General features: G+C 60.3%; 16 protein-coding genes. 10 read left to right on the top strand and 6 right to left on the bottom strand.

Annotation, left to right across the window (positions count from 1 at the left end; translation table 11 throughout):
- Nucleotides 1-13 precede the first annotated feature (13 nt).
- Both F4X08_04050 and glnA read right to left on the bottom strand, forming a co-directional pair.
- Complete coding sequence (locus F4X08_04050; GenBank protein ID MYD24971.1) at nt 14-1591, bottom strand: hypothetical protein; 1578 nt, start codon at nt 1589-1591, stop codon at nt 14-16.
- An 88-nt stretch (nt 1592-1679) separates the two neighbouring features.
- Complete coding sequence (gene glnA / locus F4X08_04055) at nt 1680-3095, bottom strand: type I glutamate--ammonia ligase (protein ID MYD24972.1); 1416 nt, start codon at nt 3093-3095, stop codon at nt 1680-1682.
- A gap of 512 nt (nt 3096-3607) precedes the next feature.
- Between glnA and F4X08_04060 the strand changes: the two genes are divergently transcribed.
- Genes F4X08_04060 through gatB form a run of 7 tightly spaced genes read left to right on the top strand, consistent with a single transcriptional unit; the run spans nt 3608 to nt 11581 of the window.
- Nucleotides 3608-4957 (top strand): trypsin-like serine protease, encoded by a 1350-nt coding sequence (locus F4X08_04060; protein ID MYD24973.1) that lies wholly within the window; start codon nt 3608-3610, stop codon nt 4955-4957.
- An 8-nt stretch (nt 4958-4965) separates the two neighbouring features.
- A complete protein-coding gene (locus F4X08_04065; GenBank protein MYD24974.1) occupies nt 4966-5607 on the top strand; it encodes a phosphatidylserine decarboxylase in 642 nt (213 codons plus the stop codon).
- Nucleotides 5604-6362, top strand: a complete 759-nt coding sequence (gene pssA / locus F4X08_04070) for a CDP-diacylglycerol--serine O-phosphatidyltransferase (GenBank protein MYD24975.1) — start codon at nt 5604-5606, stop codon at nt 6360-6362. Before F4X08_04065 ends, pssA begins: the two co-directional genes overlap by 4 nt.
- A gap of 12 nt (nt 6363-6374) precedes the next feature.
- Nucleotides 6375-6650 (top strand): DUF4321 domain-containing protein, encoded by a 276-nt coding sequence (locus F4X08_04075; protein ID MYD24976.1) that lies wholly within the window; start codon nt 6375-6377, stop codon nt 6648-6650.
- Nucleotides 6651-6662: 12 nt separating this feature from the next.
- Entirely contained in the window at nt 6663-8582 is a 1920-nt protein-coding gene (locus F4X08_04080) for a VCBS repeat-containing protein (GenBank protein MYD24977.1), read from the top strand.
- Nucleotides 8583-8612: 30 nt separating this feature from the next.
- Entirely contained in the window at nt 8613-10112 is a 1500-nt protein-coding gene (gatA, locus tag F4X08_04085; protein MYD24978.1) for an Asp-tRNA(Asn)/Glu-tRNA(Gln) amidotransferase subunit GatA, read from the top strand.
- 11 nt (nt 10113-10123) lie between these two features.
- Nucleotides 10124-11581: an Asp-tRNA(Asn)/Glu-tRNA(Gln) amidotransferase subunit GatB gene (gene gatB / locus F4X08_04090; GenBank protein ID MYD24979.1), complete on the top strand. Its 1458-nt coding sequence runs from the start codon at nt 10124-10126 to the stop codon at nt 11579-11581.
- Nucleotides 11582-11596: 15 nt separating this feature from the next.
- Here gatB and F4X08_04095 read toward each other — a convergent pair whose 3' ends face one another.
- The 3 genes from F4X08_04095 to F4X08_04105 all read right to left on the bottom strand — a co-directional run bounded on the left by F4X08_04095 (nt 11597) and on the right by F4X08_04105 (nt 12554).
- The gene (locus F4X08_04095; protein ID MYD24980.1) at nt 11597-11854 is read right to left on the bottom strand and encodes a hypothetical protein; all 258 of its coding nucleotides are present in this window, start codon (nt 11852-11854) and stop codon (nt 11597-11599) included.
- An 87-nt stretch (nt 11855-11941) separates the two neighbouring features.
- Nucleotides 11942-12244: a hypothetical protein gene (locus F4X08_04100; protein ID MYD24981.1), complete on the bottom strand. Its 303-nt coding sequence runs from the start codon at nt 12242-12244 to the stop codon at nt 11942-11944.
- Nucleotides 12245-12329: 85 nt separating this feature from the next.
- Complete coding sequence (locus F4X08_04105) at nt 12330-12554, bottom strand: hypothetical protein (protein ID MYD24982.1); 225 nt, start codon at nt 12552-12554, stop codon at nt 12330-12332.
- Nucleotides 12555-12967: 413 nt separating this feature from the next.
- Between F4X08_04105 and F4X08_04110 the strand changes: the two genes are divergently transcribed.
- Both F4X08_04110 and F4X08_04115 read left to right on the top strand, forming a co-directional pair.
- A complete protein-coding gene (locus F4X08_04110) occupies nt 12968-13540 on the top strand; it encodes a gamma-glutamylcyclotransferase (protein MYD24983.1) in 573 nt (190 codons plus the stop codon).
- A gap of 66 nt (nt 13541-13606) precedes the next feature.
- Nucleotides 13607-14392, top strand: coding sequence for a phytanoyl-CoA dioxygenase family protein (locus F4X08_04115; GenBank protein MYD24984.1), 786 nt, complete (start codon nt 13607-13609; stop codon nt 14390-14392).
- Nucleotides 14393-14492: 100 nt separating this feature from the next.
- On the opposite strand, the gene F4X08_04120 is transcribed toward F4X08_04115, so the two are convergent.
- Nucleotides 14493-15644: an ATP-binding protein gene (locus F4X08_04120; GenBank protein ID MYD24985.1), complete on the bottom strand. Its 1152-nt coding sequence runs from the start codon at nt 15642-15644 to the stop codon at nt 14493-14495.
- A 307-nt stretch (nt 15645-15951) separates the two neighbouring features.
- On the opposite strand from F4X08_04120, the gene F4X08_04125 reads away from it, so the two are divergent.
- The gene (locus F4X08_04125) at nt 15952-16257 is read left to right on the top strand and encodes a hypothetical protein (protein ID MYD24986.1); all 306 of its coding nucleotides are present in this window, start codon (nt 15952-15954) and stop codon (nt 16255-16257) included.
- Nucleotides 16258-16408 lie beyond the last annotated feature (151 nt).

Genomic DNA, 16408 nt, shown 5'->3' on the forward strand with positions numbered 1-16408 from the left:
GGCGATCGTACCGTCACATCGCCGAATGGAAGACCCGGTCGTAGATCTGGTGGACGCGTGCGGTGTGCTTCCCGTAGGCTTCGAGCATTCGTCCGGGTCCGGCCTGCCGTTCCCGGGGGGTCGGTCCGGACAGCCCCATCATGCCGGCCAGGACGGCCTGGGCGCCGTGTTCCCGGGGGATCTCGTGGGTCTGGTGGCCCGAGGTCATCTGGATGCGGTTCTCCAGGTCCCGCAGGAAGAGATAGGCTTCGTCCAGGTCGGACGCCTCTTCATCGGACAGATACCCCTTTTCCGCCAGCGCGGCCAGCATTCTGCGGGTGCCCCGTTCCCAGGGCCAGCCCTGGAACCCGCCGTACACCAGCTGGAATCCCTGGGCGATGAACTCGATCTCCCGGATGCCGCCCTTACCCAGCTTGACGTGGTAGTCGCCGCTGCCCCGTTCGATCAACGCCTTCGCGATGCGTTCCCGCATGTGGTTGATATCTTCCAGGATCAACGGCTGGTCGAGGGCGGGGTAGAACACGAAGGGCTGGATCGTGTCGAGGAACCGTTCGCCGACCTCCCTGCTCCCTGCCGAGTGCCGGGCCTTCAGGAGCGCCTGGCGCTGCCAGGCCTGTCCCTGGATCTCGTAGTGCCAGCGGTAGCCTTCGATTGAGTTTGCGATGTCGCCAGCCCGCCCCTCCGGTCGCAGGCGCAGGTCGACACGGAAAACCTGGCCGTCCGGCGTGAGCCGGCTGATGAGGTCGGTGATGGCCCGGGCGAGTTTCGGGTAGTACTCGTAGGTGGAGGTCCCGTCCTTCTCGGTGCGCCCGTTCGTGACGTCGTAGACATAGAGCAGGTCGATGTCCGAGCTGAAGTTCAGGTCCCTGCCCCCCAGCTTCCCCATGCCGATGACGGCGAAGCCGCTCGGTTTCGATCCCTCGAGCATCGGCCTTCCGTGACGGGCCTGCAGTTTCGCGCCGCACACATCGTGGGCGGCCTGGAGGCAGAGATCGGCCACGTCCGTGAGCCGTTCCAGGACCGCCGGCGTACCGGACTGCCGCATCAGATCGCACACGGCGATGCGCAGGTAGGCCTGCTGCTTGAACGTGCGCAGGGGTTTCATGGCCTCGTCCGGCGTAGACACGCCGTCGAGCATGCCCGTCAGTGCCTCTTCCAGTTCCTCCGCCGGCTGCAGCGCGCGCCACGCATCGCCCGCGAAAGTGTCGAGCAGGAAGCCCACGTCCTGGACGAGCGTCGTGGTGAGGTACGGGCTGGCCGAAAGGATCGTGAGCAGCGCGTCCCGGGATTCCGAAGGCGCGGCCAACAGGTCCAGCAGGGCCGGGACCTGCGCATCGCCGCTTCGCGTAATAAGCGCGTGCATGCTGATGAGGGCCCGGTCGGGTTGCAGTGAACTGCCCGCCGCCTCGGTCAGCGCGGGCATGAGGTGCTCCGTGTCGCCCACGCCCAGCGGGGTCAGGCGCACATCGATCTGTCCCAGCATGCGCCAGGCGTCTTCCGGCTGCTCGAACCCGGAGGTGCGCAGGTGGTCGGATACCGCGGCCGGCAACGGCGAGGAAAGCGCGCCGCGGTCAAATGTGAGGGTCGTCATGGTCGTGACCTGAAAAAGACCGCGCCTCCCCGCGTCGAAACGGAGGAGGCGCGCGTTACGATGAAACGCTACAGCACTACGATCCGGACTAGATGTCGTAGTAGAGACCGAACTCCCACGGGTGCGGACGCAGGCGAATCTGGTCCAGCTCGTTCTCCCGCTTGTAGTCGAGATAGGTCTCGACCAGGTCCGGCGTGAACACGTCGCCCTTGAGGAGGTATTCGTGATCGTCCTCCAGGGCGTCCAGCGCCTCGCCGAGGTCCTGCGGGGTGTGGGACACTTCCGCGGCCTGTTCCGGCTCGAGATCGTAGAGGTCGAGGTCGATCGGCTCCGGCGGCTCGATCCGGTTCTCGATACCGTCCAGGCCGGCCATCATCATGGCCGTGAACGCCAGATAGGGATTGGCGCCCGGATCCGGCGTACGGAACTCGATCCGCTTGGCCTTCTCGCTCTTCGAATACATGGGGATCCGCACGCAGGCGCTTCGGTTGCGCTGCGAGTAGATCAGGTTGATCGGCGCTTCGTAACCCGGGACGAGCCTCCGGTAGGAGTTCGTCGTCGGCGCGGCGAAGGCCAGCACGGACGCGCAGTGATGGAGCAGGCCGCCGATGTAGTGCCGGGCCATGTCGCTCAGGTCGGCGTACGTGCCGGCCTCGAAGAAGAGGTTCTTGCCTTCCTTCCAGAGGCTCTGGTGCACGTGCATGCCCGAGCCGTTGTCCTCGAAGATCGGCTTCGGCATGAAGGTCACCGTCTTGCCCGCCTGCCGGGCGACGTTCTTGACGATGTACTTGTACATGAGCAGGTCGTCGGACATGCGCAGCAGCGTGTTGAAGCGGATGTCGATCTCGGCCTGCCCCGCCGTGCCCACCTCGTGGTGGTGCACTTCCGACTCGATGCCCATGCTCCGGAGCGTCAGCACCATGCGCGTGCGCAGGTCCTGGTGGGTGTCGGACGGCGGCACGGGGAAATACCCGCGCTTATAGGGAATCTTGTTGCCGAGGTTGGGACTCTCGGCGCGTCCCGTGTTCCACCAGCCCTCGCCGGCGTCGATCCGGTGGAAGCTGGCGTTCGGCTTCTGGGCGAACCGCACGTCGTCGAAGATGTAGAACTCGGCTTCCGGACCGAAGTAGGCCGTGTCCGCGATGCCCACGGACTGCATGTAGGCCTCGGCCTTCTGGGCGACGTACCGCGGGTCGCGTGTATACATCTCAAGCGTCACCGGGTCCTTGACATTGCAGACCAGGATCAGCGTCTTCGCCTCCATGAAGGGATCGATCTTGGCCGACAGCGGGTCCGGGATCAGGATCATGTCGCTCTTGTCGATGGTCTGGAATCCCCGGACGCTCGAACCGTCGAACCCGACGCCTTCCTCGAAAGTATCTTCTTCCAGCGTTTCGATCGGCGCCGAGAAATGCTGCCAGGTTCCCGGTACGTCGATGAACCGGAAGTCGACCATTTCCGCGCCCTGGTCCCTTGCGAATGCAATTACATCGATTGGGGTCACGAGTATTGCTCCTCCCTGTTGATTATCCGATGAATCGGTGACCGGGAACCCGGTCCCGGAAAGGACCAGGCAGATCCGCCGGATCACCGCGTCGATTTGCACCTCTTCGTACACGTAGTCACTGGAACAACCTAGCAAATTTAATGTACACGGTCATTGTTTCGCAAGTGTTTCCCCGAGGTTAAATCCTTGTTAATTCGCGATTTTTTTATTTTGCACCTCGTGGATATTTCACCGTTGCCGGCCAGGTTTGGATACCGCGCATCGTGCCGGTCTGTGGCGCGGTATCATGCCGGTCGCGACGCGGTTGACGGCGCTGCGGACCCCGGAAAAAGGTATTGACTCCATACCCCTCCGCGCATATAATGAGGTAACTGTTTCAGGAGCCGGAAAACCGATTGGAGCATGGTGTTTCCGGGTCTTTCAAACACACGACTTTTCCAGGCATTTCCGACTGAAATCAGCGTTGTTCAGCCCTGCATGGTTGCGGTGCGGATGCCCGGTGCCGATCGATGCAGAACTTGGGAGAACGCCATACGGGCTACGCGACGGCCAGACGGACCCCGATGGCGGTGTGGTACATCCTGGCGGCCTTCGTAGGCGCGTTGTTGGGTATCGTCTTCCTGGTCGTGGCCTATCCCGAAGCACTGAGCACGCTCAGCGGGGGACCGGCGGCCGGGAACGCGAATTCAACGCAAACGTATATACATGAAAGCCCGGCATCGTCCGGTCAGCCCGGGCGCAGCAGTGCTTTCGGGACGCCGGGGACCGGCGGAATCGCGGATCCCCGCGCGGAATCCCGGCGTTCGCCGGCGGGACTGATCGCCGCAAACGAAGCGATCACCACGTCCCGGCGCACATCCATCGTATCCGCGGTGGAACGGGCGGGACCGGCTGTCGTGAGCATCGTCGCGACGTTCCAGATGCAGCGGCGCGGATTCTCCTCGATGTTCGACGACCCCTTCTTCGGCCATTTTGTGGTGCCGCGGCTGTACACCCGCGAAGAGCCGAACACGGGGTCGGGCGTAATTATCGACGAAGCGGGCTACATCGTCACCAACGCCCACGTGGTTCAGCTCGGCGACTATACGGCCCGGCGGATCCGGGCGGTGCTGACCGACGGCCGAAGCCTGGCCTGCACCCTGGTGGGCGTGGACGTCATGTCGGACCTGGCCGTGCTCCACGTAGAAGGCGAAGACATCCCGGTGGCGGCGTTGGGCCGGTCCGACGACATCATGACCGGCGAGTGGGCCATTACCATCGGCAATCCGCTGGGCTTGGCCGTGGAGGACGCCCAGCCGGCCGTGGCGGTCGGCGTGGTCAGCGCCCTGGGACGGAACTTCCGCCGTCAGCAGGGGTCGAGGACGGTCTACCGGGACATGATTCAGACCGACGCGACCATCAATCCGGGCAACAGCGGCGGTCCGCTGGTCAACGCCTTCGGCGAGGTCATCGGCATCAACACGTTCATCCTGTCCGAAAGCGGCGGCTCGGAGGGCGTGGGTTTCGCCATACCCATCGACCGGGTCCGGCGCGTCGCGGACGAGTTGATCCAGTACGGCGGACCGAGACGGGGATGGACGGGCCTGTCGGTGATCGACATCACGGAATACGTGGCCCAGGAGTTGAACATCGACAACCGCCTGGGCGTGCTGGTGAACGAGATCGATCCGGACAGCCCGGCGGACGAGGCCGGCATCCTGGTCATGGACGTGATCAGGAAGATCAACGGGGAAGTGGTCGCCAGCTACCCCGAAGCGCGGGAAGCGCTGTACGGCAGCCTGGTGGGCGATTCCATCGAACTGGAGGTCGAGCGGGACGGCCGCCTCATGCCCCTGGTCCTGCATATCGCCGAGTTGTGAGGATTTGAATGGTACGTGACGGTTGGGTCATGGTCATCCCCCTGGCTGCGCTTGCGGCCGTCAGTGTGGTGATCGGCTACCTGGCCCCCGGTGCGATCTGGATCATACTGGCGGGGGTGTTCTGCGGTCTGGCCCTGTTCGTTGCGTTCTTCTTCCGTGACCCGGCCAGGCAGGTGCCGCCGGGCGACGGACTGGTGATCTCCGGCGGCGACGGCAAGGTCGTGACCGTCGAGAATATTGAGCACGACGCCTTCATCGGCGGACCGGCCACGCAGATCAGCGTGTTCCTGTCCATCGTGGACGTGCACGTCAACCGGATTCCCATCACCGGCGTGGTCAGATTGCGCCGGCGGATCGAAGGGAAGTTCAAACTCGCCTTCAAGGACGAGGCCTCGGGCGACAACGCCCAGATGGTCCTGGGCATCGAAGGGGAAAAGGGCCGCGTCCTGATCAAGCAGATCGTCGGTTTCGTGGCCCGGCGGATCGTCTGCAACGTCAACGAAGGCGACGAGGTGTGTATAGGCGACCGGTTCGGCCTGATACGCTTCGGATCGAGGATAGACGTCATCGTGCCGGCCGACGCTGAAATCCGGGTTAAGAACGGAGACCGGGTCCGGGGCGGTGAAACGATACTGGGAGTACTTCAATGAAAAACTGGGTGCGCGTCGCGTTACCGAACGTGTTCACGCTGGGCAGCATCTTCTGCGGGGTTTCCGCCATCTTCTACTGTATCGACGGGTTCAACGCCCTGACCGGCGACCCCGGCCGCGCGCCATGGCTCATCATAGCCGCCGCCCTTCTGGACAGCATCGACGGCAAGGTCGCGCGCTACAGCCAGGGGGCGACCCGGTTCGGCATCGAACTGGATTCCCTGGCGGACGTGATCTCCTTCGGGGTCGCGCCCATGGTCCTCGTGTATACGCTGAAACCTTTCGGCGAGATCACCTGGGTGCTCTGCCTGCTCTTCCTGATGTGCGGCGCCATTCGCCTGGCCCGGTACAACGTGATGACGCTGCGCCGCGTCGAGCGGATCAACCAGGAGAAGGACAACTTCATGGGCCTGCCGATTCCCGTGGCGGCTATCGCCGTGGCGTCCTACGTCATCTTCTGCTGGGATCGGTGGGAGGAACTGCACCTGGAAGGCCCGTTCATGGGGTTCATGCTCGTGCTGTCCATTCTCATGATCAGCCCCCTGTCCTACCGCACCCTGCCTTCCCTCGCCTTCAAGAGCAAGTGGTCCATCCTGAAGCTGATCGCCATTGCCGTGGCCCTGGTGGCCCTGGTCTGGAATCCGCAGCTCACGATCTTCCCCATCGTGCTGCTGTACATCCTCTCCGGCATCGCGGCCTGGGGCGTCCACATGGTCCGTCACGACGAGGACATGGCGTTGTCCGTGGAAGAGTAAAGGAGTCCGGCCATGGCACAACGTAAAGGGATGGGCCTGCTGGTGTTCTACATCCTGGTAGGCGCCATCGTCGGCGGAGTGGTCGGTGAGTTGATCGGACTGCTGTTCGGACACTTCATGCCCGGCAGCATGGTGGAGAAGTTTTTCCTGGAAGCCTTCGTCTACACCTTCCCGCCCGCCACGCTGCCGCTCGTCATCCTCTCCCTCACCTTCGGCTTCACGGTCAAGGTGAACGTCATCAGCCTCCTCGGGATCGGTTTCGCCACCTATTACTATCGCTGGTACTAGCACACTGACGAGATGACGAAACCATTTTCCAGCGGCATCCATCCATTCCGCAGTATTCTACCCTCGACACACAAGCACCAACGGCGGCCATACAGGCGGCTAGAGCTGCGTTCGATCGTGGGGCTCGTCCGGCTGCCGATCGTGTTGGCGGTCGCGTTGTTTCTCACGGGCGGCTATGTTCTCGCCGGCCAGGCAGACACCGCCGCGCAACCCGCCGGTTACACTTTCGACCGCCACGAGATCGACATCGGTCCGGCGGTCCGGCAGGCGGTGCTGGCGGGATTCCTGCTGGGTGGTGAAATGGCGGATCTAGCCGTGGTGAAGATTGGCGAAGACGGCGATCGACGCCTGCGTATCTATTCATTCGAACAAAAATCCGATAAAGGTGGACCGGGGATGGTTGAAGCGCGCACGTCGCCCCCGGCAAAGGGAACCTGGTCACTGCGGATGGATACGCGGCTGCGTCCCGGTGTGACCTTCGTAGACGTGGCCCGCATTGATGGCCGAGATCGCCTGATTACTGGCGAACCCGGGCGGATCAACGTGTGGAATCCCGGTTCGGACACGGAGAATGAACTCGTGTCCATCGCGAATACCACGGCCATCGCGGCTGTAACGCCCGCCGCGACCGGTTTCCAATCACCTCGCGAGGGTGAGGTGCCGCACGTAGACGTCACCCGGGACGTGAACGGCGACGGCCGGATCGACCTGGTCGTTCCCGGCGACAATGGATTCCATGTTTTCATCCAGATGGAAGGCGGCGCTTTCGCCGATCCGGTTGTAACCGGTCCTCCACCCAACCTGGACCCGATTCTCGGTGCCGACGGTTATCGATTCGACCCCTGGAGCGTGAGCCGGATCCACGAATTAGACTGTGACGGCGACGGCCGCGTCGACCTGGTGTCATGGAACGGAAACCACTTCGAAGCGCATGTACAGGACGAACAGGGCCTCTACGACCCCGAACCATTGATTTTCACCACCGACGTGTCTTTCGATACCGATGATGTTACCTCGCTTGCCGAGGGGGAAATGACGGGCCGCGCGCTTCACTCGTTCGGCGACCTGAACAGCGACGGCATCGCCGACATGGTGGCCTACGTCCTCGAGGGAGCACGGATCAAGGACAGACGATCCGCTTACGAAGTGTATTTTGGGGCGCGCGGAGTTGATGGCACGGGTGAATCCGATGGCGCGCTCGGAACTGGTGGCGACGGTTCCGACGCTCGCGGGTCCGATACTCGTGGGCCAGGCAGCCTCATCCAATTCGCGTCGAGTCCGGATGTATCGATTCAGACCGAAAACCAGGTCCAACTTGCCATGGAGCGCCGCGATCTTGATGGGGACGGCGAAGGCGACCTTGTCGTCACCTCGATCGAGAACAAGTATCTCGAAGGCAGCCTTTTCAAGCGGATCAAGGGCTTCATGGGCGATGACGTCTGGTTGAATCTCGCTTTCTACCACGTGCGCGACGGCCGCATCCCGGACCGCGCTACAGTCACGCGTCGCATCCAACTGGACGGCGCCCCGAGTCCGCGGGAGCCGGGTTGGGTTCCACTGGAAGTCGTGCTCCAGGGCGGAAAACACGCACAGCGAAGGGACCGCGAACAGTACTTGCGCGCGTTCAACAAGAACCTGTTCATTGGGGACGTGACGGGAAACGGCCGTACCGACCTGCTGATCGAGTGGACCCACCGGGAACTGCATATCTACGAGGGCGTGCCTGCCCCTGGACTGTTTGCGGACGAGCCACAGAAGGTGGCGATCGAACTGCCCAATGACGAGGAATTCGCGTGGATGACCGACCTCAACCGGGACGGCCGTCAGGACATCGTATTGCACCATCCGTTTACGAACCGGGACGCGCACGGGGCGCCTATGGAACTGCCGGGTACGGAGTCTCACCGTGTGACCCTGTTGATCGCGCGGTAAAAAACGCCGACTATGCATTTGGAGTAACGCGTGGCAAACTTAAACGATCTGGCGGCCCACGAACTGGCGCCACGAATCAAGTCCGGCGAGGTCACCGCGGAAGAGGTGGCCAGGGAAGTCCTGCGCCTTATCGAAGAGAAAGACCCCGCCATCAACGCCTATCTCGCGGTCGACCCGGATTCGGTGATTAAAGACGCGCAGGAAGTGGACCGCTGTATCGCCACCGGCGAAACGACCGGACCGCTGGCTGGCGTGCCCATCGCGATCAAGGACGCCATCTGCACGAAGGGCCTGGAAACCACCTGCGCTTCCCGGATCCTCGAGGGATTCGTGCCGCCCTACGACGCCACCGTCATCGCCCGGCTGCGCGCGGCGGACGCCGTGATCGTCGGCAAGACCAACATGGACCAGTTCGGCATGGGGTCCTCCAACGAGAACTCCGGATTCGACGTCTGCCGGAACCCCGTGGACACCTCTCGCGTACCGGGCGGCTCGAGCGGAGGTTCCGCCGCGGCCCTGGCGGCGGGCACGGCCGTCCTGGCCCTGGGAGAGGACACGGGCGGTTCGATCCGCCAGCCCGCGGCCTTCTGCGGTATCGTGGGACTCAAGCCCACCTACGGACGGGTCTCCCGCTTCGGCATCATCGCCTACGGATCCTCCTTCGACCAGGTTGGTCCCATGGCCCGGAACGTGGAAGACTGCGCGCGGCTACTGGGCGTCATCGCAGGCCACGACCCCATGGACACCACGTCGGCATCGGAAGCGGTGCCGGATTACGCGGCTGACCTGAAGCGCGGCATCGAAGGGGTGCGCATCGGCGTTCCCGAAGAATACCTGGCCGAGGGCCTCGACCCGTCCGTGAAGGAAAGCGTAAGCGGGGCGATCGAACGCATGGAATCCCTCGGTGCCCGCGTGGAAAGCGTCCACCTGCCCCACACAGAATACGCCGTGGCCGCGTACTATATCCTGGTCACCGCGGAAGCCTCTTCCAACCTGGCTCGATATGACGGGGTGAAGTACGGGTACCGGGGTGAGGATGGCGCCGCGCCTGCCGTTGATGCGCCGGCCGGAGGATCAGGTGGTGCGCTCGCGCCCGAAGACCGGCTGGACGACATGTACGGATCGACCCGCAGCGGGGGGTTCGGCCTGGAGGTGAAACGCCGGATCATGCTCGGTACCTACGTGCTCAGCGCCGGCTACTACGACGCCTACTACGACAAGGCCCAGCGCGTGCGCACGCTCATCAAGGGCGACTTCGACCAGGCCTTCGAAAAGGTCGATCTCCTGGTGGCGCCCACGACGCCCACCACCGCCTTCCGTATCGGCGAGAAGATCGACGATCCGCTGCAGATGTACCTGTCCGACGTATATACCGTGCCCATCAACCTCGCCGGCGTGCCGGCCATCTCCCTGCCCTGCGGTACGGATCCCGACGGCATGCCCATCGGACTGCAGATCATCGGCCCCCATTTCGGCGAGGAGCGGATTTTGCGAGCAGCCTACGCCTTCGAGGAGGCGACGCGGACATGAGCGATGCAGTGATGAACTACGAATCCGTGATCGGGCTGGAAGTGCACGCCCAGCTCCTGACCAACTCGAAGATCTTCTGCGGATGCCCCGTGGCCTTCGGCGGTGAGCCGAATACCCGCGTCTGCCCCATCTGTCTCGGCATGCCCGGCGTCCTGCCCGTCCTGAACCGCCGCGCCGTCGAATACACGATCCGCATGGCGTTGGCGGTGGATGGGCACGTAGCCGAAACCAGCGCCTTCGCCCGCAAGAACTACTTCTACCCCGACCTGCCCAAGGGCTACCAGATCTCGCAGTACGACCGGGCAGGCGAGCCCATTTCCCTGGCCGGCGGCATCGAGATCGAGGGCGAAGACGGCCCCCGGTTCGTCCGGCTCCGGCGGATCCACCTGGAGGAGGAAGCCGGCAAATCCATCCACAACGAACCCGGGTACGATCCCGACCTGAGCTATATCGATTTCAATAGGACGGGCGTGCCCCTAATGGAGATCGTCAGCGAACCGGACATCCGCAGCCCCCGCGAAGCCTCGGCCTACCTCGCCCGGCTGCGGCAGATCCTGCAGTACATCGGCGTCTGCGACGGCAACATGGATGAAGGCAGCCTGCGCTGCGACGCCAATGTGTCTATCCGCAAGCCCGGCGATCCCCTGGGCGAACTCGTCGAGATCAAGAACATGAACTCCATGCGGTCCATGGAAAGGGCGCTCGAGTTCGAAATCGCCAGACAGTCCGAGTTGCTCGATGACGGCGGCACCGTCGTGCGCCAGACCCGATTGTGGAACGAGGAGAAACGGGAGACCTTCCCCATGCGGTCGAAGGAGGAAGCTCACGACTATCGGTACTTTCCCGACCCCGACCTCGTCACCGTCGAGATCGCCCATTCCTGGGTGGACGAGATCGGCGAGGACCTGCCCGAACTCCCCGACGTGCGCATGCAACGCTTCGTCGATGAATACGGACTGCCGCAGGACATGTCGCGGCAACTGACGGAGAACCGGGCCCGGGCCGACTTCTTCGAGGCATGCGTCTCCCATGCGACCGACGAAGCGCGCACCGTCAGCAACTGGATGCTCAGTGAACTCCTGCGCGTCCAGCACGAGAATCACATGGACCAGGGAACCCTCGAAGCCCGTATTCCGCCCGATCACCTGGCCCAGCTCCTCGGACAGATCAAGGAAGGCAAGATCAGCGGCAAGATCGGCAAGGACGTCCTCGACATCATGGCCGAAACCGGCAAGGCACCGGCCAAGGTCATCGAGGAACAGGGCCTCGTGCAGATCTCGGATACTGGCGAACTCGAAGGCGTCGTCGACGGCATCCTCGCCGAACATCCCGACGACGTGGCCGAATACCGGGCCGGCAAGACCAAGCTCCTCGGCTTCTTCATGGGCCAGGTCATGCGCGCGACCCAGGGCAAGGCGAATCCGAAGATGGTGAACGAGTTGCTCCAGAAAAAGCTGGCGGAAGGTTGAGACCGTTCGCAGGTATCAACCGGAATCCGTGATCTTCAGCAGCCCCTCGACGCGGCCGAGTCGCCCGTTCATGTCGTGTATTTCTTCCCGGATGGCGGTAACTTCCGTACGCACGGACGCGATCTCCCCCTTTAACTCCTCCTTCATTTCCTTCATATCTGACTTCAGTTCCCGTCTCAGTTCGTTACTTATGGCCTTGGTCTGTTTCCAGAAGAAGATGAAGGCCGTTAGCAGTGTAACTGGTGTCAGGAGAAGCTGGGCAAGTTCCATCATGGTCTTTCCTCCTTCTTGGATAGAGGACGCAGTCCGGCGGTTATTCCAGTTATTTTCGTTATACTGTTTGCTACAAGTTGACTATCGTTACTCCTTGTTCGATCGTGCGACGTCGGAGGTCATCAGCAGGCCTTCGACGCGGCTGAGACGTCCGTTCATGTCGTGCATTTCCTCCCGCATGGAGGAAACTTCCGTGCGCACGGACCCAATCTCTTCCTTTAACTCTTCCTTCAGTTCTTTCATATCTGTTTTCAGTTCTGACTTCAAATCCCTCATATCTGCCTTCAATTCCCGCCTCAGTTCTTCCCTGCCGGTTTTGGCCTGCTTCCAGAAGAAGATGAATGCCATCACTAAAGTGGTTGGTGTGACAAGAAGCTGTGCAACCTCCATGGTCTTACCTCCTATTTGTGAGGGACTCAGTTCGGCAATCGATCCAGCCATTCTCGTCCCGGCCATGGCGCCAGAAGGAATTCGACTACTTCTTACGTAGTTTTTCAAAGTCCAGGGTCATCAACAGACCCTCGACGCGGCCGAGACGTCCATTCATGTCGTGCATTTCGTCACGGATGGATTTGATCTCCTCGCGCAGCGACACGATATCTCTCTTCAGTTCGTCGATGATGATTCTGTTCTGTTTCCAGAAGAAGATGAAGGCCGCCAGCAACATGCCTGGCGATATGAGAAGTTGAGCGAGTTCCATGTTCAGATTCCTCTCTTGCAGTTCGGGTGAATGGTCTCATTCGAGCGTCGAGTCGATCGCATGTCGAATCGATGTGAGCGACCAACGCTCCTTTACGAATCAGTCGTAGAAAACGCAGCGAATCTGGAAACAATCGTGCGATAATGGGATTTTCGTGCAGGACTTGCGTAACTGAGGCGACTGTTGTGCGGATTCACTAAGCGGAATTGGGCGAGCGTTATATTGCGGGCGTAATAGGAGAGGAAAAAGCGAACCCGGTAGTGGGAATCTACGATTGGGTCACTAGACGAACTTGTTTCGTGTATACATTGTGAATACCTTGTTTACCGTATTCCTGGGAAGGGATACAACAAAGGTATCTTGTTACCGAAGGAGCTGGCCGATCATAATATATGAAGGAGTGATGACCAACAATGCCGTTATGTTACTTTGCTTATGGCTCGAACATGCTGACCAAGCGCCTGCAAAAACGCTGTCCGGGGGCGGTTTCGAAGGAGCGTGCCTACGCCGACGACTGGATCGTTAAATTCAGTAAGCCCAGTAAAGATTGTTCCGGAAAAGCGACGCTTAGTCCGAAGAATGGTTGCCAAACTCCCGGCATGCTGTTTGAGATCCCGGATTCGGAGGTTTGCCGCCTCGACAAGTATGAAGGGGTTGGGTATGGCTACGAACGTTGCAACACGTTTTGCGTTCGCCTGGCTGAAAGCGGCAAAATGGTCCCAGTGGCGACCTACCTGGCCACGTTTACCAAACCTGATCTCAAGCCCTACGACTGGTATCTTGCTCTCGTGATTGCAGGCGCGCGGGAGCACATTCCAGACGAGGACCATCTCGTGATGCTGCGCCACGTAACTTACATGCGCGATCCCCGTTGTGACCGAGAAGAACGGAGCAAAGCAAAGAAGGTTCTGGCCGAGGCTGGTTACACTGACTATAGGTGTCTCCTGAATCGTGACTTATGCGAGTCAGCAACGTGGGCGGTCTGACCACAGGCTAGCTCCAGCCACGTATAACTTGGCGACCTGGCTTCACCACATTTTAACGAGGATCCCATGTCCCCCGAACAAGCTATTGAAAAGCGCCAACAGCTAATGCGCGACGGATTCTGCGTGGTCGACGATATCCTCGGCAGTACTTTCCTTCAGGAGTTGCGCATCGAAACCGAGCGCATGATGGAAGACTGGGTACCGCCACCGGATGTCAGGTACCAGGGCCAGCACGTCACCGCGCAAGGGACCGAGAACCCGACCATTCAGAAGCTGCTCGACTGGCCCGCCACACGGCACGCCCTTGAACAGATGGGTCTGGGCGACTTTGCCAGCACCGGTGGTGTCATCCTCCTCACCAAGGATCCCGGAGAACCGGCACTGTACTGGCACCAGGACTGGATGCAGTGGAACGATCCGATGAGCTGCTCACCCTGGCCGCAGATCATCTTCGTTTCGTATTACCTGAGCGATACATCGCGTGAGAATGGATGCCTCAAGATCATTCCCGGCACCCACCTCAAGCGCATCCCGCTGCACGACCAACTGGTGCCGGCTCATGAACAGGGCGCCCGCTTCATTGCCGAAGACCATCCCACCATGTTCGGCGACCACCCCGACCAGATCGAGGTCTGCGTCAAGGCCGGCGACCTGGTACTGGCCGATGCCCGTGTGCTGCACTCGGCACATCGGAACCTGACCGACGAGCGCCGCACCCTGGTACTGGCCTGGCACCGGCGACCCGACACCGTACCGGCCTATTGGACGGATCCGGTGCCGGCCATCATCGCCGAGCGCGACCTCGAGGCGGAATATCCGGGGTCCAGGATTCCGGGTGAGCTTTTGCGGTAGGTGTGAGGTAAATCAGTCGGAAAGGCAGGAACTACAAAAAAGGCAGGAGAATCGATAACGGACCGTACAACGGCGTTTTGAGGTTTGGCCTTTGTTTAGGTCACGGCCACAGATCGTCATCAGCCAGCATGTTAGAGAAAACCGAGAACGGCAGGACCTCGATCCCGTCCTCGGTACGTAGTTCGGGACCTTCAGGATAGACAATGATCCGCCGGCAAAGGCCGACCAGGTCGGCCACCGCTCTCAAACCTGTGCACCAGGAACGTGAGAACGAGCTGCCGGATTTTACTTCGATGGCCACAAACGCGCCTCCGCGTTCAAGCAGGAAATCCACTTCCGTCCTGTTCTGAATGGCCGTCGCCCAGTAGTACCACTCGTCGCATAGGTCATGGTAGTCCTTGTACGACCGGATCAACTGTGCGACCAACCCTTCAAACAGTACACCACGTTCTTCCGGTGCAGCCGGTCCCTTCTGGTGTTTCATGGTACGCACTATGCCCGGATCGCACCAGAACCATTTGGGCAACTTCCTTTCCCGCACACGCAGTTTTGCTTCGAACGCTGGCAATCGGAAGCACAATAGCGTCTCCTCAAGAATGTCCAGGTAACTGTTCACTGTCGGCCGTGTCACCTGCGCTTCCCGGGCAATGTTGTTGGCGTTCAGCACCTGACCGTGAAAGAGCGCGGCAACAGGAAGGAAACGCGCGAAACCGGGCAGGTTGCGCACCAGTGCTTCGGACTGTATCTCTTCCCTGAGATACATCTGCGTGTAAGCGGAGAGCGTCTCCGACCGGTCCTCCGAGTCCCATACAATGGGCAACAGCCCGTTTCGCAGTGCGTCCTCGAGGTCGAAACGTTGCCCCAGTTCCTCCGGTACGAAAGGATGCATCGCGCGGCGCAATGCCCTACCTGCCAGCAGATTCACGCCGGCTCGCTTGAGTTTCCTGGCGCTAGATCCGCACAGGACGAACCGCAGCTTACGCTCCTCAATGAAACGATGCACTTCGTTCAGCAAGGAAGGTAGTCGCTGTATTTCGTCCAATATGACCCAACGATCTTCCGGTACGGTGCGCAGCTCCGCGGCCAGGAGTCCTGGATTCGCCAGCAGGCGGTGATAGGTAGCTTCCGAAAGCAAATCGATAACATGGGCATAGGGGAATGCACTCCGCAGATAAGTGCTCTTGCCCACACCTCTCGGTCCGAGAAGAAAGAAGCTTCTGTTAGGCGGTTTGAATATCCTGGAGATTGTCATTTGTATACCTTGACGTCATTTTTCATAGTTATTTTACAACAAGGTATACAAATTGCATAAATTGTCAAGTTATGACTTATAGTCACCTACGCTATCATCTGGTCTAACAACCTGGGAGAATCTGCGAACTCCTGACGAGGATTTGTTGACCTTGCATAATAGTTTCGATCTTGGTATATTTTTTGGTCATTTCTTTACGATGAAATACTGAGGTTGAATCATAGTAGAGAGACCATGACAGGTATGTTAGATTTGATTAAAATGGCGGACGTTTGCTGGATGGGAATTTAAGGAAAGGACTCGAGGTATGAAGGGCGAACGAAAGCTTTTTCTCACACGAGCCGGTCGAGTTGGTGAAGACGAATCCTACGCGCTGGAGAACAATCGTGCTATTGTCGGATTTAGGCAAGTAGGGTCGTTAAAAGGCGCAAAGAACCACGATGAGATTAAGAATATCGCAAAGGAAGCATATCCAGAAGAGAAACCTAGAGCCGTTGGTAACTACGCAGGACAACTCTGGGCTTTCGCACTTAGCATGCAACAGGATGACATCGTCGTGTTGCCACAAAAGCTTACATCGCAAATCGCAGTCGGTACCGTCTCAGGGCCTTAAAGGAAGCATATCCAGAAGAGAAACCTAGAGCCGTTGGTAACTACGCAGGACAACTCTGGGCTTTCGCACTTAGCATGCAACAGGATGACATCGTCGTGTTGCCACAAAAGCTTACATCGCAAATCGCAGTCGGTACCGTCTCAGGGCCTTA

The organism is Gemmatimonadota bacterium (assembly GCA_009841265.1).
Lineage (GTDB): Bacteria > JAAXHH01 > JAAXHH01 > JAAXHH01 > JAAXHH01 > JAAXHH01.